17 protein-coding genes are annotated in these 23134 nt (G+C 44.6%); 16 read left to right on the top strand and 1 reads right to left on the bottom strand.

What is annotated here, in order from left to right; all coding sequences use genetic code 11:
* The first annotated feature begins 242 nt into the window (after window positions 1-242).
* From AC50YO_RS04295 to AC50YO_RS04235, 13 genes are all read left to right on the top strand, one after another.
* Window positions 243-3074, top strand: a complete 2832-nt coding sequence (locus AC50YO_RS04295; RefSeq protein ID WP_494843641.1) for an eCIS core domain-containing protein — start codon at window positions 243-245, stop codon at window positions 3072-3074.
* Window positions 3075-3127: 53 nt separating this feature from the next.
* On the top strand, window positions 3128-6832 hold the full coding sequence (locus AC50YO_RS04290; protein WP_494843639.1) for an eCIS core domain-containing protein: 3705 nt from the start codon (window positions 3128-3130) through the stop codon (window positions 6830-6832).
* 328 nt (window positions 6833-7160) lie between these two features.
* Entirely contained in the window at window positions 7161-7955 is a 795-nt protein-coding gene (locus AC50YO_RS04285) for a nicotianamine synthase family protein (RefSeq protein ID WP_494843637.1), read from the top strand.
* 220 nt (window positions 7956-8175) lie between these two features.
* Entirely contained in the window at window positions 8176-9150 is a 975-nt protein-coding gene (locus tag AC50YO_RS04280) for an ABC transporter ATP-binding protein (RefSeq protein ID WP_494843635.1), read from the top strand.
* Window positions 9151-9153: 3 nt separating this feature from the next.
* Window positions 9154-9963 (top strand): ABC transporter permease, encoded by an 810-nt coding sequence (locus AC50YO_RS04275; RefSeq protein ID WP_494843633.1) that lies wholly within the window; start codon window positions 9154-9156, stop codon window positions 9961-9963.
* A 3-nt stretch (window positions 9964-9966) separates the two neighbouring features.
* On the top strand, window positions 9967-10776 hold the full coding sequence (locus tag AC50YO_RS04270; RefSeq protein WP_494843631.1) for an ABC transporter permease: 810 nt from the start codon (window positions 9967-9969) through the stop codon (window positions 10774-10776).
* A 30-nt stretch (window positions 10777-10806) separates the two neighbouring features.
* On the top strand, window positions 10807-12090 hold the full coding sequence (locus AC50YO_RS04265) for an ATP-grasp domain-containing protein (RefSeq protein WP_494843630.1): 1284 nt from the start codon (window positions 10807-10809) through the stop codon (window positions 12088-12090).
* Window positions 12091-12145: 55 nt separating this feature from the next.
* The gene (locus AC50YO_RS04260; protein WP_494843628.1) at window positions 12146-13246 is read left to right on the top strand and encodes a hypothetical protein; all 1101 of its coding nucleotides are present in this window, start codon (window positions 12146-12148) and stop codon (window positions 13244-13246) included.
* Window positions 13247-13310: 64 nt separating this feature from the next.
* Window positions 13311-14420, top strand: a complete 1110-nt coding sequence (locus AC50YO_RS04255; protein WP_494843626.1) for a radical SAM protein — start codon at window positions 13311-13313, stop codon at window positions 14418-14420.
* Between the two features lie 22 nt (window positions 14421-14442).
* Entirely contained in the window at window positions 14443-15453 is a 1011-nt protein-coding gene (locus AC50YO_RS04250; RefSeq protein ID WP_494843624.1) for a Gfo/Idh/MocA family protein, read from the top strand.
* Window positions 15454-15466: 13 nt separating this feature from the next.
* A complete protein-coding gene (locus AC50YO_RS04245) occupies window positions 15467-15724 on the top strand; it encodes a phosphopantetheine-binding protein (protein WP_494843622.1) in 258 nt (85 codons plus the stop codon).
* A gap of 48 nt (window positions 15725-15772) precedes the next feature.
* Window positions 15773-16945 carry a radical SAM protein gene (locus AC50YO_RS04240; RefSeq protein WP_494843620.1) on the top strand — a complete coding sequence of 391 codons (1173 nt, stop codon included), beginning with the start codon at window positions 15773-15775 and terminating at the stop codon, window positions 16943-16945.
* A 390-nt stretch (window positions 16946-17335) separates the two neighbouring features.
* A complete protein-coding gene (locus AC50YO_RS04235; RefSeq protein ID WP_494843618.1) occupies window positions 17336-17605 on the top strand; it encodes a hypothetical protein in 270 nt (89 codons plus the stop codon).
* A 126-nt stretch (window positions 17606-17731) separates the two neighbouring features.
* On the opposite strand, the gene AC50YO_RS04230 is transcribed toward AC50YO_RS04235, so the two are convergent.
* Window positions 17732-18706, bottom strand: a complete 975-nt coding sequence (locus tag AC50YO_RS04230; protein ID WP_494843616.1) for a hypothetical protein — start codon at window positions 18704-18706, stop codon at window positions 17732-17734.
* Window positions 18707-18866: 160 nt separating this feature from the next.
* Here AC50YO_RS04230 and AC50YO_RS04225 point away from each other — a divergent pair, with 160 nt between their 5' ends.
* The 3 genes from AC50YO_RS04225 to AC50YO_RS04215 all read left to right on the top strand — a co-directional run bounded on the left by AC50YO_RS04225 (window position 18867) and on the right by AC50YO_RS04215 (window position 23037).
* Window positions 18867-20153, top strand: coding sequence for an amidohydrolase (locus AC50YO_RS04225; protein ID WP_494843614.1), 1287 nt, complete (start codon window positions 18867-18869; stop codon window positions 20151-20153).
* 944 nt (window positions 20154-21097) lie between these two features.
* Window positions 21098-21781, top strand: a complete 684-nt coding sequence (locus AC50YO_RS04220; protein WP_494843612.1) for a response regulator transcription factor — start codon at window positions 21098-21100, stop codon at window positions 21779-21781.
* Window positions 21778-23037, top strand: a complete 1260-nt coding sequence (locus AC50YO_RS04215; RefSeq protein WP_494843610.1) for a HAMP domain-containing sensor histidine kinase — start codon at window positions 21778-21780, stop codon at window positions 23035-23037. Before AC50YO_RS04220 ends, AC50YO_RS04215 begins: the two co-directional genes overlap by 4 nt.
* Window positions 23038-23134 lie beyond the last annotated feature (97 nt).

Below are 23134 nucleotides of genomic sequence, written 5' to 3'. Positions count from 1 at the left end.
GCTTCCTGTTAACACCATAACACAGCATTTTTCGGATCAATTTACCAATAGGAGGACAACCCGTGGCTCTGTCTCAAAAAACGGGGCTTATTAGAAAAAGATGATAAAACCTTAATTTATCTGCCTTGACATCTAAAAATAATTGCATCTTCTGGGCAGAGATGGTTTATTCCTTCTGAATGAAATGCTATTCTTTTAATAACAAGAATGACTGTACGTTACTTAAATGGAGGTCAGCATGGGTGGGTGAACAACTCTCGGAGGACAAGAAACCATCTTACCAGCACCGGCAAAGGGCCGGTTCAAGAGCAACAGGACTTGCTTTCCAGCAGTCCGAGTCAATGGGGCTCGGTGCAGGAAAAAGCATGATGTCACTGGTTGGCAATCACGCAATGCTACAGATGATGAAGGATAGAAGCTTTGAGAATATAACTGATTCTACAAATGAACATCGTGTAGCTTCCTCTCATAATAAAGGTCTGCCTAGTCCGTTAAGACAGGGAATGGAAGCGTTATCAGGTATTTCGATGGGCGATGTGAATGTTCATTATGGTTCATCGAAGCCTGCCCATATAGGAGCATTAGCTTATGCCCAGGGTAATCAGATCCATCTGGGACCCGGACAGGAGAAGCATCTGCCCCATGAAGCCTGGCATATCGTACAGCAGAAGCAGGGACGAGTGACATCTACCCTTCAGACGAAGGGTGTAGCGATCAATGACAGTCCTAGTCTGGAGAATGAAGCCGATCGCATGGGCGCTCGCGCTGCATCGTTCAGATATTCAGCTAATGAGCAACGGCTCGCAAGCAGGCCGCTGGCAAGCACAATCGTCCAACGGGTTGTAGCTACGCAACTGACAATGGAGGAAGAGGCTGTTACTGAGGATAAGATGATCACGGAGGACGAGGTCATTACGGATAAAGAGGACATCACGAAGAAAGAGGTCATTAAGGCTGTCAATATCGTAGGCAGGCCTAAAAATACATACAGCGGCTCAATGGGTGATCATACTACTGCATATACGACCCATGTGAAGGGAATTCATAGGGGACTATATAAAAAAAGTATAAAAGACGCCATTAATTTCATGAATGAGCTTATGGATTCTATGATAGACCTGCCAGGTTATAGACATATAGATCACTTGCCTGATCGTCAAGCTAAAATGTGGAATGAAGCAAAGCCAAAGCTGGATTCTATCCGCAGCCAAATAGCAAAAACAGATAAACCGCCAAGTGATACCAGGTTAATCTCTTTGCTCCAGCAGTATGTTGGGGCCTATCTGGAAGTTAGAGAGCTGGTTCCCTATTCTACGATTAATGTGAAGGAAGCCTCATCGAAATTGGTCTCCGGGAAAGGCCATGGGGAGAATGCAGAGCTGCTGTTCAAGCATGAAACAAAGGAGGAGGTCTGTACATCACTCCAGCTTCAAGAAATGATGATTGGCCTATTCGACAGCAGCGCAGCTGCCGCAGCCGCAGGAGAGATAGACAGCGAGAAGCTGCCTAAGGTAGCGCCAGGTATGCAAGCGGATACCCCAATTTTTGAACGATTGGACGAGATCATTGCTCAGCATATCATGTCACTTAGAATAAATTTTCCTAAATGCTTCGAGGATGCACAGCTGTCAGAGATAGAGTGGCTGGAAGCTTTGAGGCTTGAATGCCGTCCGGTTCTTGATGATGTGCTTATGCTTACAGAGATGTCATTATCCAACATTATGAAAGCACATATTTTAACCAAATGGAGAGCTCTTGATGATGATGCGCTATCTAGAAAGAAGAAAGTGAAAAATGAAAGTGATTTAGATAGTAAAGAAGCTGTTGCTTTCGGCAGGCTTACGAAAATACATACTGCACGAATTAAGTTGGGTAACGTACTAGTTGGAGAAGAACTAGATAAGGTGGTTAATTCTCAATTGAGTAAGCTTACAGCAGAATATGGAAGTGTGAAGGGGGATAAATTTGTTTTTCCTAATAGACCTGTCTTAGAGAGGAATGGGAGGGCTAGCAAGAAAAGAAAGGAAATGGATTCCACAGGAGCAACCGAACAGGAGCATGGCAAAGACTTGATGGAAGCTTCACTTGAAGATGAAGTAAAGAAAGAAAAAAGTGAAGAGGAAAAAGAAATATCACATCTATTAAAAAAAGTAAAGATGATTAATGATGAGATAAAGAATGATGAAAAGCTTGAGGAGAAAGTTACAATAAATTTAAAGAATAGTTCCATTCACAAATCAGCTATAGCGAAGTCGCCTACGGAAATTATGAAAGAAGAGAAAGCATACCGGCTCAAGCCGTTGGCGGCACAGGTCATTCTCGATGAGAATGATAAAATTAGTGAAATTATAATGAGCGGGAGGCCTAGAACCTTATTCGGCTCCTCACATGGTGCTCATACAACAGCTTATATCGTCCACCAGGATCGAATAAGGAAAGCGTTGAAAAATCAGACCGTTGAGGAAGCAATATCCATTATAAAAAACACACTATGGGCGGAAGCCGAGGAAACAGCAGAGGAGCTTCAAGGTGCCTTTGCTGGTAAAACTCCGGTAAGACCGGAATGGTCCAAGAAGGACCAAGTTTCTATGGGGTATTTGCAAGAACAAATTAATGGGCTTCTTGATTATATCAATGCTATACCAGGTTCGGCACTGGATGCGACGGATGTGAACGGCAAAGCTGAGGGCCGTTGCCGAGCTGTATTATTGTATATTGAGAAATATGGTTCGGGAATGCTTTTAACAAAGAATCATGCCATGAACGCTATTTTAGGCTTGCTGGATACTAAGGCTGTTATTGTGAATGAAACAAAGCAAAGTGACACTAATGCTAAAGTGGACCATCTAATATGGAACCATTTTAAAGTTATTAATGAAACGTATCCTCATGCATTTGAGATATCCGGGCTCAAGCTAATGGCAAAACCAAGTAAAGGCGGATCGTCTAATCTGAAAATACGAGAATTAGTAAAAAAGATGGGCCAGGATGCAGCCGAAGGAGAAAATAAGAAGATTGAGTTTCCTAAGCTTCCTGCGGAATTTGAAGAAGAGGAGGAAGAAGAAGAGGAATAATTCAAAATAAGCGATAAGCGTTGTTGCAAAGCTGAGGACATATGATGATCACGATGGGGGATAATATGGACGGTTCATTCTCTACGGAAAAGAAACAAGCAACGGCAAGTCATCAGCATACAACCGGAGCACTAACAGATAAGAGCATCACTACTGAGCAGGCTGGAGATCTAAGTGTCGATAGGGTAAGACGAAATATGCTACAAATGCAGACTATGGTAGGCAATCGGGGCCTGCTGCAAATGATGGAGGAGGGCAAGCCTGCTGCAAAAAAAACCTCCCCTGCTAGCAGTGGCGGTTTTTCTGCGCAAGGCAAAAACTTGCCCAGCCAGTTAAAGCGGGGAATAGAAGGCTTATCGGGCATTTCAATGGATGATGTGAGTGTAGAATATAATTCTTCCAAGCCTGCCGGCATTGGAGCGCTTGCTTATGCGCAAGGCAATCAGATCCATCTGGGACCCGGGCAGGAGAAGCATCTGCCCCATGAAGCCTGGCATGTCGTCCAGCAGAAGCAGCAGCGAGTATCCGCTACTCTCCAGACGAAGGGTGCTGCAATTAATGACAGCCCTGAGCTGGAGCGCGAAGCAGATCAGATGGGGGCTCGTGCAGCATCAATTGGGCTTTCTGCTGGCAATAGACAACTCGTCAATAGGCCGCTGTCCAAAAAGGTTGCCCAGCGAATTATTGCCACGCAAGTAACGATTGAGAATGGGACTATTTCCTCTGTAAATATTGTAGGCAGGCCTAAAAATACATACGGCAGCTCAATGGGTGATCATACGACCGCTTACACGACTCATGTGAAGGGAATTTATGCAGGGCTGCAAGGTCAGGATCTCCAGGGTGGAATTGCCTTCATGGATGGACTCGTTCAAGCCATGAGAAGATTGCCGGGATACCAGCGAGTAGGCCAATTGACCGGACGTCAGGGTGCCCTGTGGGAAGAAGCACGAATCAAGCTTGAGGCTATTCGCCAGCGGCTAGCGGCTAAGGACCCTGAGCCAAGCGCGGCTCTGCTAACTTCCTTACTCCAGCAATATGTTGGAGCCTATCTGGAAGTTAGAGAGCTGGTTCCTTATTCTACGGTTAATGTGAGAGAAGCCTCTCTGAATAAAACCTCTGGGGTTAAGATTTTCTCGGGGCAAGGTCATGGAGAGAATGCGGAAGTGCTGTACGAGCACGAAACGAAGAAGAGAGTTATGGAAGCGAAAGAGATAGAGACGGCAATGCTAGGGTTGTTCGACGGCACGGCAGCCGCGGTAGCCTCTGGTGAGATAGACGAAAAGCAATTAATTAAGGTAGCGCCGGGAATTGGGACAGACACCCATGTCATGACTAGGCTGGATGAAGTTGTGAAGCAGCATATTTTGTCGCTTCAAGCCAGCTTCCCCCAAAGCTTCAAGGACTCAAAGCTGTCTGAAGCGGAGTGGAAGCTGCGTCTTCGTACAGCAACGATCAAGGATTTGATGCAAGTGCTGGATGCAGCCAGATCAGCCCTGTATGACAGCCTGAAGCGCAAAATCGAGGAGATATGGAGCTTCCAAGATGTACTCGGACCTACTAAGTATCATAGGGACAACTATCTCAAGAGCTATAAAGCTGCCGATGGTTTATACCAAAAGCTTGACGAAATAGAAGACTTGCTTGGCGGAAAACTATCGGCTCTGAAGGAGATGTTCGGCAGTAGGGTGGATGGCATATATAAAGCGCCGCTGCGCCCGCTTCTTGGGAAAAGAAGCCAAGCAAAAAGAGAACGGGAGCCAGTTGCACCAAAAACGAAGCCAATAAATGCCGCGAAAGAATCCAAGACGAAAGAAAGAGTCATTAAAAAGGTGAGAGTGGAACAGAAGCTGGGTGCGGAAAAAGATGCAGATGAGGACAACGATACACCTCTATTGCCTGGTACAATAGCAGACTCTCTCAAAATGTCCATGGAAAGCTTGAAGAAGCCAGATGAAACCGAAGATGAGGAAGCCGATGAAGATGAGCTGGCAGCCTCGGAATATTTGGAATATCGTTTGAAGCCGCTTGCCACGCAAGTTGTGATTGATGATAGCGGGGTTATAGAGGAAATTATTATGGCCGGCCGGCCTAGAAATGTATTCGGTTCGTCGCAAGGCGCTCATACGACAGCTTATATTGTCCATCAGGATCGGGTAAGAAAAGCGCTGCTTAATAAAACCGTGACAGAGGCCCTTAAGGAAATGAGAGATGTACTATGGAAGGAAGCAGAAGCTATGGCTGAAAAGCTGGCAGGAGCTTTCTCCCAAGCAGATCCCATTCCAAAGCAATTGCCTGAGAAGGATTGGACTGCGGAATATTTGCAGAAGCAAATTAATCAATTGCTTGATTATATTAATACGATTCCTGGCTCTACGATTAATGGGGTGGATATGGGGGGCAAGTCAGAAGGAAGGCACAGGGCCGTTCTTCTTCACATTGAGAGAAATGGCATAGGCCCTCCTGTAACAGCGAAGGATGCAGAGAATGCCATCCTAGGTATGCTAGATATTAAAGCCGTTAGGGACGGTCATCATATGGAGGATGAGGACGAAGACGAGCTTGAAATTGAGGATGGGTTAGACGATGAGGACGACGAGGTACATATGGTAGAAGAAGAGGTGGATGCTGCCCGTTATTTGGTATGGAACCATCTTTCGATCATGAATGAAACATATCCGATTGCTTTCGCCGCCTCCAAATTAAAGGTACCGGAAAGCCCGAAGAAAATATCAAGCAGGACGATGAACAAAATCGATAAAATGGCGGAGGCGGACGATAAGGAGAAAAAGAAAGCTAAAGGTCCGAAGCTGCCAAAGGCTGCTTATACGCCTCTTCATCTTTTTAAAGGAAAGATTACTGGGCTCAATGCCCTGACCTTCAATGACAAGGAGCTCGAATCTAGCAATCCCTTTGCATTAGTCCATGGACTTATCGGAGATCAAAACAGAACCTGGATTGGGCGGGATGGTGATTTGCTGGATGATCATAGAGATGAATTGGTCACTGCTTATTTGCAGGATATGATGGACAATGCTTATCTTGCTGAGGGAGAAGGCAATGAAATCGCGAATGCATTTAATATTACTCTTGATGTTTATCAGGATATACCGGATGGCTATGAAGCCGTTGACAATCCAGGCGGAGGAGACTGTCTGATCTATGCGATAGCTCATGCAAACAGGGCTGCTGAGCTCATACAGGCACAGGATCATTTATTAGTTGGGATTCCAGACAGGGTGAGGGGGGACGGGCATTTATCCAATGAGCAGATTCAAATCATCCGAAGAGACCTTAGCAACCATATGAGGGATAATAGAGCCGACGAGGTGATGGCAGCTGTGCAAGCTGTTGTCCATGGTATGCTTGAATACCGCCCGGAACCGGGATTAGGTGCGCGAATGAGAGCAATCCTTCAGAGGCGGGATTTTCAGTTAAATGTTCGGCAAATTCAGGTGCGGCGTGCTTTCGCTGAATACGAGCGGAAGTCAAAGCTAAAGATGGTCACTGAAGACTCGACTAAAAGCAAAGACAGCGACTCCATGGTCGAAGAGCCTGCTGTTACAACAGCAGATCATGAAGAAATAAGGATACAGCCAGTGGCTCAAGCAACATACGGGGATGGAGCGGCAGAAGCTAATGTAGCTTTGCTCCACATTGGTGCACATTATATGATGCTGGTGAGAAGGCCGCCTGCGGACCATGCAGCAGATGCTGATTTGGGCAAGGAAAATACGAAAATGGAGGAGGCAGATTAAAGAATTAAATACCATGAGAGCAGCATTCGTCTTAGCACAGAAGACAGGGGCTGCTCTTTTTTTCTCTGAATAAGGCTGTGAGATTTTTAAGAATGGGGAGGCTACTAGGGGGGATACACTTGGTCTTAGACTTTAGCAAAGGATGGTGCGCTTTTGCATCATCTTTTTTTGTGCTTTGTTGGTTCGTTTTGGGGATTTTGTTCTAAAGCGATCCGCGCCGTCGTATTGATGGCTAGTAACACTCATCGAAGAATCAGGAATGCTCCTGCCAACGAGGAAGCAGGTCCAATAAGTCGGAGAAATGTTAACGCATGCTAGGAGGGACCAGGTGAAGGACAAATATGCTTTTTTACTGTCTTTGCAAAGCATGGAGCGTGAGATCAGTAGACTATCCGGTTATTCGGAGCTGGGTCAGGAGGCTAGCTATGAGTCGCTTCAGAGCAAGCTGGATCAGCTATGTCGTTTTATCGTATCAGGGGAGAACGAGAAGCTGTGGGAGGAATGGCATTCGCATACGGAGATCAGGCTGCAAAGCAATCAGCTGCGAGAGACCTCTGTGAGAGCCTTATGCCGCATAGAAAAATATCAATCCAAATGTGTCTGTGAGGATAAGCTCGATATTAGTGACTATATGACAAGGCTATCTCGTGCCGTTGCGGAGGAGCTTGAGACGTTCCAAATTAATGGGCACTCCAAAGTATTGTTCATCGGCTCAGGAGCTTTTCCATTATCGGCCCTGACTATTTCCAGAGAAGCGGGCGCTGAGGTGATGTGCCTTGATAATGATAGGGAAGCTGTAGAGATGGGCAGAAAAATTTCCTATCATTCGGGTCTCTATTCCCGCATAGACTTTTCGGAGCATCTAGCTGGAGAGACGCCCTATTTGCAGGAGGCTACCCATGTTATAATCGCATCCCTTGTAAAGGATAAGCTTGAGGTTCTGGATGCTATTAAAAATAAAGGGGCTAATAATGGAAAGGTAATTATCCGATATGGGAATGGGCTCAAATCATTATTTAATTATCCGCTGCCCGCTAATCTGACATCAGATTGGAGAATCATCACATACGGGCGAAAGGGTAACATTTATGACACGGTGGTACTGGACAGGAAAAGAGAATAGGGCCCGAGCCCAGCCCGATTGTCAACATTCACGAAATGGATAAATAGTAGCAGAGTTATTACGACTGCATTCGACAAGAGCATTATGGTACGGTTAGATTCCAATAGAATAAGCTAGATTAGCTATAGACACATAATTAGAAATTTAATACAATAAAAGAAAGTCTTATTTTTACATTTAATCTCAATCATGGCAGTAAAAGTGGGGAGTAGGATTGCATATGGGGAATGCTGTAGAGGTCCAGAATCTTGTGAAATGCTTTGAATATTACAAGAAAGAAGTTGGGATCAGGCAATCTCTCAAACATTTATTTTATCGTAAAAAATTAGTGAAAGAAGCAGTCAATGAAGTATCGTTCTCGATTGAAGAGGGCGAGATGGTTGGTTTTCTTGGTCCGAACGGAGCGGGCAAAACAACCACACTTAAGATGCTATCCGGCATTTTGCACCCTACCTCTGGCCATGTGAACGTTCTTGGCTATACGCCATGGGAACGCAAGCGATCCTTCAAGCAGCTCTTCTCTATCGTAATGGGACAGAAGAGCCAGCTCTGGCCTGATCTGCCGGCAGGGGAATCGATCTATCTGAACAAATGCATTTATCAAGTGCCGGATGATGAATACGAGCGAACGCTTGACGAGCTGTCTGACCTGCTTGGTGTGAAGTCGCTGTTAGGTGTTCAGGTTCGCAGGCTGTCTCTCGGTGAGCGAATGAAGATGGAATTGATTGCCTCTTTGATTCATCGGCCGAAGCTAATGTATTTGGACGAGCCTACCATAGGGCTTGATATCATTTCGCAGCGGGCTGTCCGCAATTTCTTGAAGTACTACAATGAACAATATAACGCAACGGTCATTCTAACAAGCCACTATATGAAAGATATCGAGGACCTATGTCCGAGAGTTATTCTCATCAATACCGGCAAGATTGTGTATGATGGGGAGCTGAAGAAGATTAATACGTTTGTGCAAGAGAAGAAAACAATCAAGCTTCATTTTTCTGAAGAGGTCGAATCGGAGCAGCTTGAGCGTTTTGGTGAAGTGAAGGAATTTGATGGCTATTACGCGATTATTGAAGTGGACAAGCAAGAAGTTCGAGCATGCTCCCAGCAGCTTCTGGAGCAGTTCCCTGTTATAGACTATACAATAGAGGATCTGACGACCGAGGATGGGATTGTCGGGCTATATGAGAGGTAATGCATGATGACGAGGAATAAATATTTCGTTGCCTTTCGCATCGGCCTGCAAAGCTCGCTTGAATATCGGTTTAATTTCTTCCTCTCTTTAATAAGTGCGGCATTCCCGGTCATTATTCAATACTATATTTGGACCGCCGTCTACGGAAGCTCTGGGGAGAACGCCCTGTTTGGCTATTCTTATCAGGAAATGATTATGTATACGATCATGGCTGCAGTTATATCCAAGCTGGTTATTACTCACATTGAGTATTCCATTTCAGAGGATATTAAGAACGGAGGCTTGAATAAGTATGTTATTCAGCCCATCTATTATTTTGGTTTTCGAATAAGCTCGTTTTTTGGGCAGCGACTTATCTACTTCACGATCTCCTTGCTCATTATCTTAATACTAACCTTCGCTTTAAACAGCATGTATAACCTCCACACCGTAGAAGAACGAATGCTAACATTCTTTCTTTCCTTATGCCTTGCTATGATCCTTAGCTTTTTAATTTCGTATGCGATTTGTGCGTGTGCTTTCTGGTTATCTGAAATATCCTATTTTTTCGTTGTCACTAGCCTGCTAGTTAATGTAATGAGCGGCGGTATATTCCCATTAGAGATTTTTGGAGAAGGACTGCAGCAGATATTTCGCTTCATGCCTTTTCACTATCTGATTTATTTCCCGGTTAATGTATTGAACGGCAAGATTGCCGGAGACCTCGTCTGGGAAGGAATTGTCTGGCAGATCCTGTGGATCTTTCTGATGCTGGTCATTTGCCACCTTGTCTGGAAGTGGGGGATGAAGAGGTATTTGGGGTTAGGAGGCTGACCTGTGAACGCAGTCATGGAATTGCGAAGACATTTGTACATTCTTGCTCTATTTGCGAAGAACTCTGTTATTTCTCAGATGGAATATCGAGCCAATTTTATTACCGGCATATTCGTAGAGGCGGCCTTTCTCATGGCCAAGCTGTTGTATGTCGTTGTTGTATACAAAACAAACGTCCATATTAATGGGTTGTCGCCAGATACAATTCTCATGTTCATGGGAACGCATATTTTGCTGACAGGGATATATATGGGGCTATTTTTCAATAATTTTAGTCGATTAATTGATTATGTTCGTAATGGAATGCTTGATTTGATGATCGTCAAGCCGATCTCTCTACAATTTCTCGTGTCCTTTCGTTACATCGAAGTAGGAATGCCGATTCCGAATTTTATTGCTGGAGCCGTCATGATCATCATTAGCTGGAAGGCTTCAGGTGTGCCGCTCACTTTCCTCCATGTGGCAGGCTTCCTTGTTTTCCTGGTTATCGCTACTGTTATCACCTATTGCATAATGATTATTCCGCCGCTCTTGTCTTTCTGGTTCGTGAATACGTCGGCAGCCACCGAGATCTCTTATTCGGTCTGGGATTCCAATAATATGCCGTATTCCATCTACAGCAAATGGATTCAACGCATAGGCACATTCGTTATCCCCGTGTTTATTATTACGAACTTCGGGCCGTTGCTTGTGCTTGATAAACTGACCAGCGGACAGATTATTTGGGGAATCGCGTCACCGATCCTATTCTTCTTGCTTATTCGCATCGTATGGAAGCGGGCGCTGAGAAACTACAGCAGCTCGAATCTATAACGATATAGATTATGATGAAGAGGTGAATTCATGGGAGATCGCAAAAATCATCTACATTGGCAGCCTTTCGGGGAGGCTCGTACATCCAGGGCTCTATGGCATGTGAATATTAATGATGACCAGAGCTGGAATGAAGAGGTGCTCTTCCCGTCCTTCGAGGACCCGAAGCAACGAATGCTGATCGAGCAGCAGGAGCAGCAGCTGCTTTGGATTGCAGATGTGCAGGATACAGTATGGTTTAAGCATGAGCCTGATCCGCAGTTCTTGGCCTACGTGAAGAGCTCTCGGCAGGACTTGCCCCATATCTGTATTGCTGCAAGCGGTGCAGATGCAGCTGCATGGATGAAGGAACAGTCCAGCGAGCCATTCGTTTTTCTTCCGTTCTTGTTGACAGCTGAGCTGGCCGCGCAAGCAGAGCAATTCGGCTGGAATTTGAATCATTCCAATGCTGAATTAGTGAAACAAATGAACAGCAAGTATACCGCAAGAAGATTGGCGATGCGAAGCGGCTTTCGCGTGACGAAAGGCTACTTCTGCCATACGCCTGAGCAATTGAGTGAAGCCTATGCAGATATTCGTGCAGCAGGCTTCCGTAGGGCCGTGTTGAAGCAGCCCTACGGTTCATCTGGCAAAGGATTGACAATCATCGAAGATGAGAAGAAATTCCGGCAAGTAATCTCCTACATCGCCAAGCGGTTCAGCAGCTTTGAATTGCTGCTGGAGGCCTGGCATCCTATTAGTAGATCTTTGAACGCACAGCTCTGGATTGAGCCTGGTTCTGTACATTTGCTTGCTGTTACAGAGCAGAGAATTAACGCTTATGGCGTATATGTCGGGACGAATTATACGCCAGAATATGACGCCTCCTTAATGGAAAGCTATGAAGCTGAGATGCTGCGGCTGGCAGCCGTTATGCAGCAAAGCGGCTATATAGGTATAGCGGGCATTGATTCCATATTGGATGAGGAAGGCGATTTATACCCACTTATCGAGATTAACGGCAGGTTTACGCAAGTGACTTACTTATTGCCGTTCGTTGCAGCTTTACTCCCCTCTTATCAGTTTATAGAAAGCCGCTATATTCGTTTGGAGAGCTCTATTCCTATCTCTTTCGATGAATTGAAAGCCAGCTTCGAGTCTGAGCTGGAGCCTGATGCGGACCATCAATTTCTGATCTACACCTTCGCCGCTCACCAATTGTCTCATCACAATTTATATCGTATTTTTGTTCTGATCTACGGCAATGACGCTGTTAAGCATCAGGACATGTTGTCCAAGCTTGAGAAGTTCACCATGATGCAGGCTACTATATAGCAAGCTCAGCTTCACCTTTGACGCAAAGACTTGAGTGGAGAAGGAGGCAGCCTCAATGAACGAAGCAATAACCTTCTTGAGCGCAGGAAATTCACTTGGTGTATATATTCCAGCGAAGCTGCTTCAGCGGCAGCTCCAAGAGCAAGGAACACCGTCCACAATCTGTATGCTGGAGCATCTGTATGATGAGCAGACGAGAGATAAGATTCCTCAGTACCGCAAAGCCTTTCATAAGAGCTTCACAGTGGCCAAGATGGGCTACAAGATGGCTAAAGACAGCCGTACAAGCTTGGACGAGGAGCGAGTTACGGAGCTGCTGAAGGAATGGAAGGAAGCAGGCAGAAGACGTTTTTTTGCTTTTACCGGCTTCTGGATTCCGATTTTGGAGCGTTATCAGGCAATGGTGGAATCCAATGATCTTGATATTACACTCCTTCGTCTGGATGCCAGCGATACGCCTTCATTCTCCGTCTATGGGGAAGCCTGCAATCGTTTTGATAACGTCTGGCTCTATTCGAGAGAAGAGAAGGCTATTGCATATTCGATTGCTGTCAGTAATGAAGAGCCGATCCCTTTCATGGAGAGGAGCGATAAGCGCTTCATGATTCATGGCGGAGGCTGGGGAATTGGCACTTATAAGGACAAGATTGCGGAACTTACGGCTGCTGGGCTTGGCTTGAATATCATCGCTTATTATAAGGAGGATATCGCCAACGAATCTCTAGGCCATCGTTATTACATGATGGACCCCTTATGGAGCCCATGGCAGCGCAATAGGAACAATGAATTCGAATTTCCGCCGTTCGCAGAGATTACAGATGGAGAAGAGCCCCTGTTCGAGAGCTGCACTCAATATCCGCAAGCCTTCGAGCTGATGAGGCAAAGTCTAGGCATTATTAGCAAGCCGGGCGGAGCTACCTTATTGGACTCGCTGTCCTCTGCAACGCCATTGATTTATTTGGAGCCCTTCGGAGCACATGAGCAGTCTAATGCAGAGCTGTGGGATGCACTTGGACTCGGGATAAGCTATGAATCATGGAAGCAACAAGGATATTCATTAGAAGTGCTGGAGGGCATTCATAACAATCTTCTGAAGATGAAGCATCAGACGAGGAATGTGCTGAGCAGAATTACGAGAGGAGGTGATGTAGGATAGAGGCTGGCTTAAGGTCGGTTGTCATTAAACTCAACTATATTTTTAAAATATGAGGAGGTTATTTATGTCTGTACAACTTCGCAATGAAGGCGTTACTCCGTCAATTAATACCTCGATGCCTAGATGGATTTGGCTGCAGCTTCTTGAAGCGTGTAATTTAAGATGCAAAATGTGCTATGAGTGGGGAGACAATGGCGCGTACAAAGAGAGACCAATCCTTAAACAGCTCGATATTAACATTGTGAAGCAAATTATTCAGGATTGCAGTCCTGTGAAGCCCTATTATGATTTGTTCGGCGGAGAGCCTCTTATGTATCCGCAAATTGATGAGGTTCTTGCTGCCTTGAAATATTATGGAAGCCAGGTTGCCTTTCCAACCAATGGCACCTTGCTAGAGAAGCATGCGGAGATGATTATTGAGAATGAGCCGCATCGCGTATGGATTTCAATGGATGGCCCTGAGAAAATCAATGATGAACAGCGGGGCAAAGGGGTATTCAAGAAAGCAACGCGAGGCATTGATAAGCTGCACGGCCTTCGCGAGGAGAAGGGGCAAGAGTTCCCGAAGATCGGTACGATCTTTATTATTACCCCGCTAACCTATATGCACGTAGAGGAACTGTTCTTTGAAAGTATTGATATTACGAAGCTTGACCATATCAGTCTGGAATTCCAATCCTTCATCACGCCAGAAGACCACACTAATTATCGCAATATTCTGAAGGATAAGTTCGATGTGGAGACAGAAGCGCTTGGTTCTAAAGGGTTCGTCAGGGAATTATCGGAATTCAGTGAGATGGATGCGAAGAAAATTGCGCAGCAAGTACGCAACATCGAACAGTATTGCAAGGAAAAGGGTGTGTACTTCAACGCTTATCCTCAGAATATGACCGAAGAAACAGTCGATCTCTATTTCAGCGGCAACAGCCATAAGCTGTCTCATGCCAAGAAGAGATGCGAGTTCCCTTGGCTTAGCACCGAGATTAATGCAAGGGGAGATGTGACCTCCTGCCACGCGTTTTATGACTTGTCTCTAGGAAACGTGAATGAACAGAATCTTCTTGATATTTGGAATGGTCAAAAATACAAAGAATACCGCAATTATTTGAAAAAAAATTCATTCCCTATTTGTCAGGCCTGTTGCTTGAATTTCAAGACGACGACAGCCAAATAAAAGGAAGCATGAGGAACCACTTATGAAGCAAAAACGAATTGGCGTATTAGGCTGCGCGCAAATTGTTGAGCGAGCTTTATTCACTCCTATTAAAAGTGTAGAGCAACTAAGTGTCTATGCGATTGCGAGCAGATCGGAGCAAAAGGCCAAGCAGTATGCGGACAAATACGGTATTCCTCATGTCTACACCAGTTATGAGGAGCTGCTTGCCTGTCAGGAAATTGATTGTGTATATATTGCGCTAAGCAATGAGCTGCATAAGGAATGGACCATAAAAGCATTGGAATACGGAAAGCCGGTCTTGATCGAGAAGCCCATCTGTTTAAATACAGAGGAGCTCCAGCTGCTGATAAAGATGCAGGAGATAACGGAGCTGCCTGTATTAGAAGGCCTGATGGTTCAGCATCACCCTTGGCAAGGGGAGATTAAGAGGATGATCGAAGAGCGAACATATGGCAGCCTCATACAGATTCGCTCTGAAATATCCATTCCATTCAAGGACCCTGAGCAGAAGAACTATCGCAGCTTTCCAGAGCGGGGCGGCGGAGCCTTCTATGATTTCGGCTGTTATTGGCTGCAATTTATTCAAGCTGTGATTGGACTTGAGCCAGATAGCTTTGATGCGAATTCTGCCTTTGATGGGCCTAATGGCTGCGATGCTACCTTCCATGCGGAGCTGGGATTTGCAAATGGGGTACGGGCTGAGCTCGTCTCTTCCTTCGATTTGCCGGCAAGCTCCAGACATACGCTGGAGTTTGAGCAAGCAAATGTTGTTGTCGACGATTTCTTCCGTGCCAGCATGGGGAAATATCGGATTTCCATTCGGATCGAGCATAAGGAAAGCGGACTCAAAGATAAGATTTCTTTTGAGCCGCAAAGCTACTTTGTGAATCAGCTTGTTTTCTTTAATGAGGTGCTAGACGGTGTAACAATTAACCGTCCGCTTGCACAATCATACGAGCGAATTTTATGGCATGAGAGGCTTATGCAGAAGGCAAGAGAGAAGCTGACCATTGATTATTCATTATTTTAGAGGAGGAGTATTCATGACACTGCAAAAGGTTATGCATATTTTATGCGAAATCAAGGAAACCCCGGAGCTGCTCCCGGAACTTACGCCAGAATCAGATATTATTAACGATGTTGGGCTCGACTCTTTGCAAATGATCAACTTCATTTTGGCCATTGAAGATGAGTTTGATTTGGAGATTGACTTTGAGACCTTTAATTATGAGCATCTGAGTGCGATTCAGACCTTTGTCGCTTTCCTTGAGGGAGAGGGAGAAAAGAAAGCAGCAAGTTAGTCCTTGTTGCAGAACGTTAACCGTTCAAGTGGAAAGGGAGGATAGCTTATGCAGCCCAAAACGAAAGTGAAGTTTGATCGGAATACGTTTCAGAATATGAAACGTACGATACGTAACATTTCGAAGACAAGCAGAGCGCTAAGGCGTGATCCAACGTTCGCAATGGACATCCCGGAGGACATCGGAATTAAGCTGAATAATGGCTGTAATCTTCGTTGCAAGCATTGCTTTGAATGGGCAAGTGAAGGTTTCCATCATGATATGGCCAAAGAGGTCAAAAATCAGGAAATCGAGTTTTCTCTATTGGAACGGATATTGGAGCAAACCCGCGCACAGAAATCCCGATTATTTATTTGGGGCGGCGAGCCCTTGTTCTATAGTAAATTTGATGAGTTCGCCAGCCTGCTAGAGCGTGATCCTCGCAATACGACTTTTTGCACAAATGCTTTGTTAATTGAGCAGAAGCTGGACTCGATCCTCAAAATATCCGAGGATATGACGATGCTGATCAGCTTGGATGGCTTCGAGGCAGAGAATGATGCAATCCGTGGAAAAGGAACATTCAAAAAAGTTGTTCATATGGTTAATTTGCTGCTTGATTTGCAGCGTACCGGCGAGTACAAGGGGAGAATCTCGCTCAGCCTGACTATTAGTGATTCTATGGTGACGAAGCTATACGACTTCATGGAATATTTTGAAGGTCTGGGCGTGGATACGGTCTATTTTGTATTTCCTTGGTATATTCCGAGTGATATTGCAGTCAAGATGGATAGTTTCTATCAGACAAATTTCAATTGGCTCGAAGCCGCGCAGCAGCAACAGCGCTATAGCTGGCATTCCTTCTCCTTTCACGTCTCCGAGGAAAATATTGATCCACTCCTTGCAGAGGTTGATCGAATCAATAAGCGGTTATGGACAACGAGGATCCGCTTCCAGCCTGCACTTGAGTTGGATGAGGTAAGAGATTTCATCCTAGGCTCGGAGAAGCCGGCGATGAAGCGCGAGCAATGCTTGTCGATTGCCAATCGACTGGATGTTATGCCGGATGGGAAGGTTAATCCGTGCAAATTTTTCCCGGAATTTACGCTAGGTGACTTGAATGATGGGGATCTGAAGGATGTGTATCATAACGAGAACTTCCGCAAGCATCGGGAAGTGCTCGGAGAAGGGCTAACACCAATCTGCTCCAGATGTGTTCTATTATATAATTATGGCCGATAACGAAGCTGGCAATGTTGAAATGGTAAAGTGAACGATCTCTGCTCAGAGGTTAAGAGCAAGCTAGAAAAGAAAAACGGTGATTCCTTTCTCGATGTTTTCGTGAAAGGAATCACCGTTTTTCTATTGGATACTAGGTAAAAGGAATGAAGCAGAACTAAACATTCAAGCACGATGATAGATAAGATGAAATAGGTTCATGATCGTTCTTGGGGAAGGATTGCTATTTTATTTAAATAGACATTCTAAATAAGCTGGTATCGTTGCTTAACGATGCCAGCTTATATTCAACTTAAAATTTATATATTTAATTGAATTACTGGAACTTTATAGTTTGTTGTATCGTCTTGGTAAGCAGGTGTTTTTAATTAATTATTAAAGTAGGTGAATGGGGTGAGCAGAATGAAGAAAATGTATAGCGCGATTGCAGTAGTACTTCTCTTAGGCGGATTAACGACGGTGTATGTTCAATATTCCAATACTAACGTTTCTGAACAAACTAAAATATCCGCTGCGGAATACGAACGTATGTCGAATATAATAATAGCAGTAAATAAAGGAGAAATGCCTGTTTCTGCCCTCGAAGAGGCTGAAGCTTTTGTTGAGCAAAGACCAGAGAGTGTATCCAAGAAAGTCTGGGCTGAATATAAAGCGTTAAAGTAGCGAATTAACTTTTTAAAGCATGGCGGTCAAGGGAATAACAATTGGAGTTTTTTTTAGGCTGCGACTGCTTCTCGGTCATTTACTGGGAAACGGTCGTTTTTTTATTGTTAGGTTGATGATGATTAGTTATTTATTAAGAGATAGTTCTATAGGCAGTACGGGAATAAAGGGATTGTTCTTGAGCAACGAATAAAAAGCGATTTCCTTCTGCTTGAGCTGTTCGCATATTTCGGATAGCTTCTCTCTATTCAGTCGGAGAGAAATCGCCCCTTTGGCAAAGGCATTCTTCATCCGTTCGGCGGCTTGGCTAATGGCATCCAGTTGTTGAACAAATTCCTCCGGTCCATGAACATTTTCAAGGAATCTTCCGAATAAATACCTGGAGCCCGATATGAGACAGACGGCTTGCTCCAGCGTCTCGCATAAGGTACGGATATCATCGGTATCCTCGTTAATGAGATGATAGATATGGTCATAGAGATAAAAATCGTCATCTAACTGGCTATGCCATGCTGCGAATCTATTCTGCAGTGCTGCTTCGGCTTCTTGAATATTCCATGGAGCTAGCTGCACAGTAGTCACGATCTTGGTCCATTCTCGATTACCGGTGAATATAGCATCCTTCACTAAACGGTCGTTCACATAATCACAGAACTCAGGAGAGTTGTCTTGCAGCAGGTAAGAGAGTTGATTGTCTGATTCGCGGCGATCTCGGAGAAATACGGAATGAAGAGAGCCGGGATCACTGTAATCTACCCCTAATACCCGATTGGGTAAATAATCATTATTGACCCAGATATAGACGAAGTGATTGTCTCCGAGGTTTTGTTCCAGCACATGGTCAAGCTCTTCTTCTGTATATGCAAGATGTTCTGTAATTCGAATATTAAGGAGCATAGCGTCCTCATTGGTCAGCGAGCAGCCATCATACATCCAGCGATTTTGCTTCTTTTCAAATAGGTGGTTATAGAATGCTCGGGTGCTTTCGTAGGTTTTGTAGAACAACAGCTCTACCGGAATATGTTGTTGGTGAAACAGAAGGATGTACTGTGCTTTGCGGCATTCATAAAAATAATAAACGTATTTCATAAGCTTGGACATCACACATGCCTCCTATTTTTATCAAAAATGTACAAATAAAGTCAATAATACTATATACGCAATGATAGGTTCTCAGCAACGTTTTTAAGTATTGACCTTCACGCAACGGAAAGGTGTAACCTTCTATGCAGGACGAATGCAAATAGGAGGGATTATGCTAATGAAAATATTAATTAAGAACGTTAGAATCGTCACAATGACAGACAGGGCACCATTCATAGGGGATCTATTAATTGATGGGGATACAATTGCCGCGATGGAAGCCGATATTGCCGTGCAGGCGGATGAGGTTATTCTAGGGCGAAATTTCATGGCAATGCCTGGGCTAATTAACGCGCATCAGCATACCCCGATGGGTCTGCTGAGAGGATTCTCTGATGATCTTAAGTTAATGGACTGGCTGGACAAAAAGATGCTTCCTGCCGAGGGGAGGATGACGCCCGAGGATATTTATTGGGGAGCGAAGCTGTCTATGGCCGAGATGATTAAGTCGGGTACAACGGCTTTTGCAGATATGTATATTCATATGAATGAAATCGCAGAAGCTGTTGAAGAAGTTGGCATGCGTGCTTCATTAACGAGAGGACTCGTTTTTCTAGAAAATGACGGGGGCAGGCGAATGACGGAAGCTGTGGATCTGATTGAACGCTGGTCAGGGAAAGCAGACGGAAGAATAACGACGATGTATGGTCCCCATTCTCCTTATACCTGCCCTCCGGATCCGTTAAAGGAATTAATCGCGCTTGCTGAACGAACGGGGGTGCCGCTGCATATTCATTTGGCGGAGACCCAAGAGGAAGTCGTTAAAATTAGGGAGAAATATAATCAGACTCCGACAGAATATCTGGATGAGCTGGGGATGTTCGAACAAGCGCATGTTCTGCTCGCTCATGGCGTGCATTTGAACCGTCTCGATATTAGGAGATTAAGGGGGATGAGGGGCGGTATCGCTCATAATCCAGTTAGCAATCTCAAGCTGGGCTGCGGCATCGCACCAATATCCGAGATGGTCAGACATGGGATTACTGTAGGCCTTGGAACGGATGGAGCAGGAAGTGCGACGACGGTAGATATGTTCGAGGAAATTAAAGCAGCTTCTTGGCTGCAAAAGCTGGATTATGGAGACCCTACCAGGCTCCCGGCTATTCAGGCTCTGCGCATGGCTACAAGCGAGAGTGCTAAACTGCTCAAGATAGATGAAGAAGTGGGTACTTTAGAGGTAGGCAAGAAAGCAGATCTTATTCTCGTTGACTGCAATAAGCCGCATCTACAACCGATCCATCATATTGAATCTTTGCTTGCCTACAGCGTGAATGGAGCAGATGTCGATACCACGATTGTTAATGGCAACATTCTTATGAAGCACCGACAGCTCCTTACTATTAATGAGGATGAGCTATTCAGCGAAGTAGCTGCACGCTCGAAAAGAATTGTAGAAGGAATATAGAAGGAATATAGAAGGAATATAGAAGGAATATAGAAGGGGTATACAAGATCGTTAATAATTTTCTACGCCTCCGACATTGTTTGGCTCCTGTAGGGGCTAATGATTTGTGTGTAGAAGATTTATAGGCATGTTGTCTCGCAGCTTCCGATTCTCCTGAGAATGGTTATGCGTGTGAGGCGATTGCGCTAATGTATGAGGAAAAGCGTCTACAATGCGAACGTTTTGGTGCTGGCAACGTTGATGTATGAGTCTAACCTCATACATCAGGAGGCTAGGCTCCTGAGCTATGAGTCTAGACTCATAGAACACTTGTTAAGCACGGGAAAGCAGGCAGTATAGTGAGAACAGGCTCATAGAAGAGTGAGGTAGACTCATATATGACTCGTTACGTAGATGCTCATCACACATGTGAGCAAGTAGAATTACTCTTCTATATGAGAAATTAGATAATGAGCAAGTAGATAGTAAGATGAGGCTGGTGGTTACGTTCGATTGCAGGGGGATCGTCAGTTGAGTAACTTGCAAGGTGTTATACATATTTCATATTTAGACTTAGGCATTTCTCTTCTTTAGTTGTCCTATGGGAACGGTTATGCGTGTGAGGCGATTGCGCTATATGTATGAGGAAAAGCGACTATAATGCGGACGCTTTGGTGCTGGCAGCGTTGATGTATGAGTCTAACCTCATACATCAGGAAGCTAGGCTCCTGAGCTATGAGTCTAGACTCATACAATACTCGATAGGTATGGGAAAGCAGGCGATATGGTGAGTTCAGGCTCATAGAAGAGTGAGGTAGACTCATATCGTTCTATCCATAATATTCAATTAAGCATATCCGAAGCCTGCTTTCTCATGTTATCTTATGGATACGCTATAAACGAACACTTTCACTATTTTTTATAACTATTTTATAATTATTCTATAAGCTAATGGAGAAACAGGGATGAACTATGATTGTTTAATTGTGGACGATGAGATGGTGTTGGCAGAGACAACGAGTGAGTACTTTAATATGTTCGAGGTCAAAGCTGCTTATGTAACGGGTGCAGAGGAATGTATGCAGTTTTTGCAAGAGAATGAGACGTCATTGATTCTGTTGGACATTAATCTGGGGGATACCTCGGGCTTTGATCTGTGCAAAAAACTACGACAGACGACGCAGATTCCGATTCTGTTCATTAGTGCCCGCTCCAGCGATGACGATATTCTAATTGCTCTGAATATTGGGGGAGACGACTACATACAAAAGCCCTATACACTTAGCATATTGCTTGCCAAGGTTAAGGCCGTGCTCAAAAGATACGGGAACAGCAATCCCACCGAGATGCTGGAGTTCGGTCGGGTGAAAATTGACAGTATGCTGTGCCGAGTCCGTGTAGACGGCGTTGATATAAAGCTCAAAGCATTGGAATATAAATTGATTTGCTATTTGGTTAGAAACAAAAACAGAGTAATTACGAAAGAAGAGCTGTTCCACAACGTATGGGGCGACTCTTTCACCGGTGATGGAACATTAAATGTCCATATCCGCCATTTGCGCGAAAAATTAGAGGCTAACCCTAACCAGCCGGAATATATCAAAACGGTGTGGGGAACAGGATATGTCCTCGAGGATGGAAGGGCATGAGGATCAAAGGACTTTTCTTCATTCTCATAGCTGTTTTTATTGCAGGTATTGTATTTTCTATTCTTGTGATGATGACCAATAAGAATAATGATGTGGATCTTGTTGCCATCAATGAAACGGTAAAGACAGTCGAGAGCCATTGGGGGCAGGCTCAGCAAGGAGATTACCGTACATTGAAGCAGTCGTTCGTTGTTCTGGACAATAATGGCGATGTCATTTATCAGAATAGGGAGGGCATTGCTACAACGATTAACGAGGCGCTCAAAAATAGAGATGCCATTATAGATGTGGTAATCAACGGCACTACTGTAGGCAAGCTCATTATTCATAATAAGGATAAAGAAACAATACAGAGGATGAAGGAACAATTGGTTCTCATCATTGTGCTGCTTTTTACTACATTAACGGTGCTGTGCGTGATCTATATGCTCATCATTCATCATACGGTTCTAAGGCCCTTCAAGAAGCTGCAGAGCTTCGCACTCAATGTAGCGAGGGGAAATCTGGACATCCCGTTAACGATGGATAAAAACAATCCGTTCGGCGCTTTTACCGAAAGCTTTGATATTATGCGTGAGGAATTGGCTGCTGCGCGTCAAAGTGAATATGTGGCGAATCGCAGCAAGAAAGAGCTTGTTGCCAGCCTTAGCCATGATATCAAAACACCAGTCTCCTCTATTAAGGCTGTTAGCGAGCTGATGCTGATGAGAGCTGTGGATGAGAAAGTGATCAAGCAATTAAATACGATTTATTCAAAAGCAGAGCAGATTAACCTCCTCGTAACGGATATGTTCCATGCAACCTTGGAGGAGCTTAAGGAGCTGAAGGTTACGATTGCTGAGGAATTCAGCGGTGTTCTGGATGGGATGATCGCGAATGTGAATTACGATGACCAGATTAGCTATGATCCGATTCCGCCATGTATCCTCTTAACGGATGTGACGCGACTTCAGCAGGTATTTGATAATATTGTGAGCAACTCCTACAAATATGCCGGGACTCCTGTCACGATTGCTTCTCGCATAAACCGCACTCACCTGGAGATTGACATTATTGACTATGGACCGGGTATAGACGCAGAGGAATTGCCGCTGTTGTTCAATAAATTTTATAGAGGCACCAACGTAGAGGGACAAAGCGGATCAGGGCTTGGCTTGTATATCTCCCAATACCTCATGCGGAATATGCAAGGAGATATTGAATGTCACAATCGTAAGGATGGCTTCACCGTCAGGCTCAAGATTAAGCTCGCCTGAGCGATTTAAGAAACGGTTAAGGAATGGACAAAGATTAACTAAGAATTGCTCTTGTATGATAAGACTGTAAAAGCATTTGCAGTCTTATTTTTATTGG

The sequence above is a fragment of the Paenibacillus sp. J22P59 genome (assembly GCF_059383895.1).
Note: the sequence above shows the minus strand (reverse complement) of the source record. Positions and strands in the feature narration are given on the sequence as shown.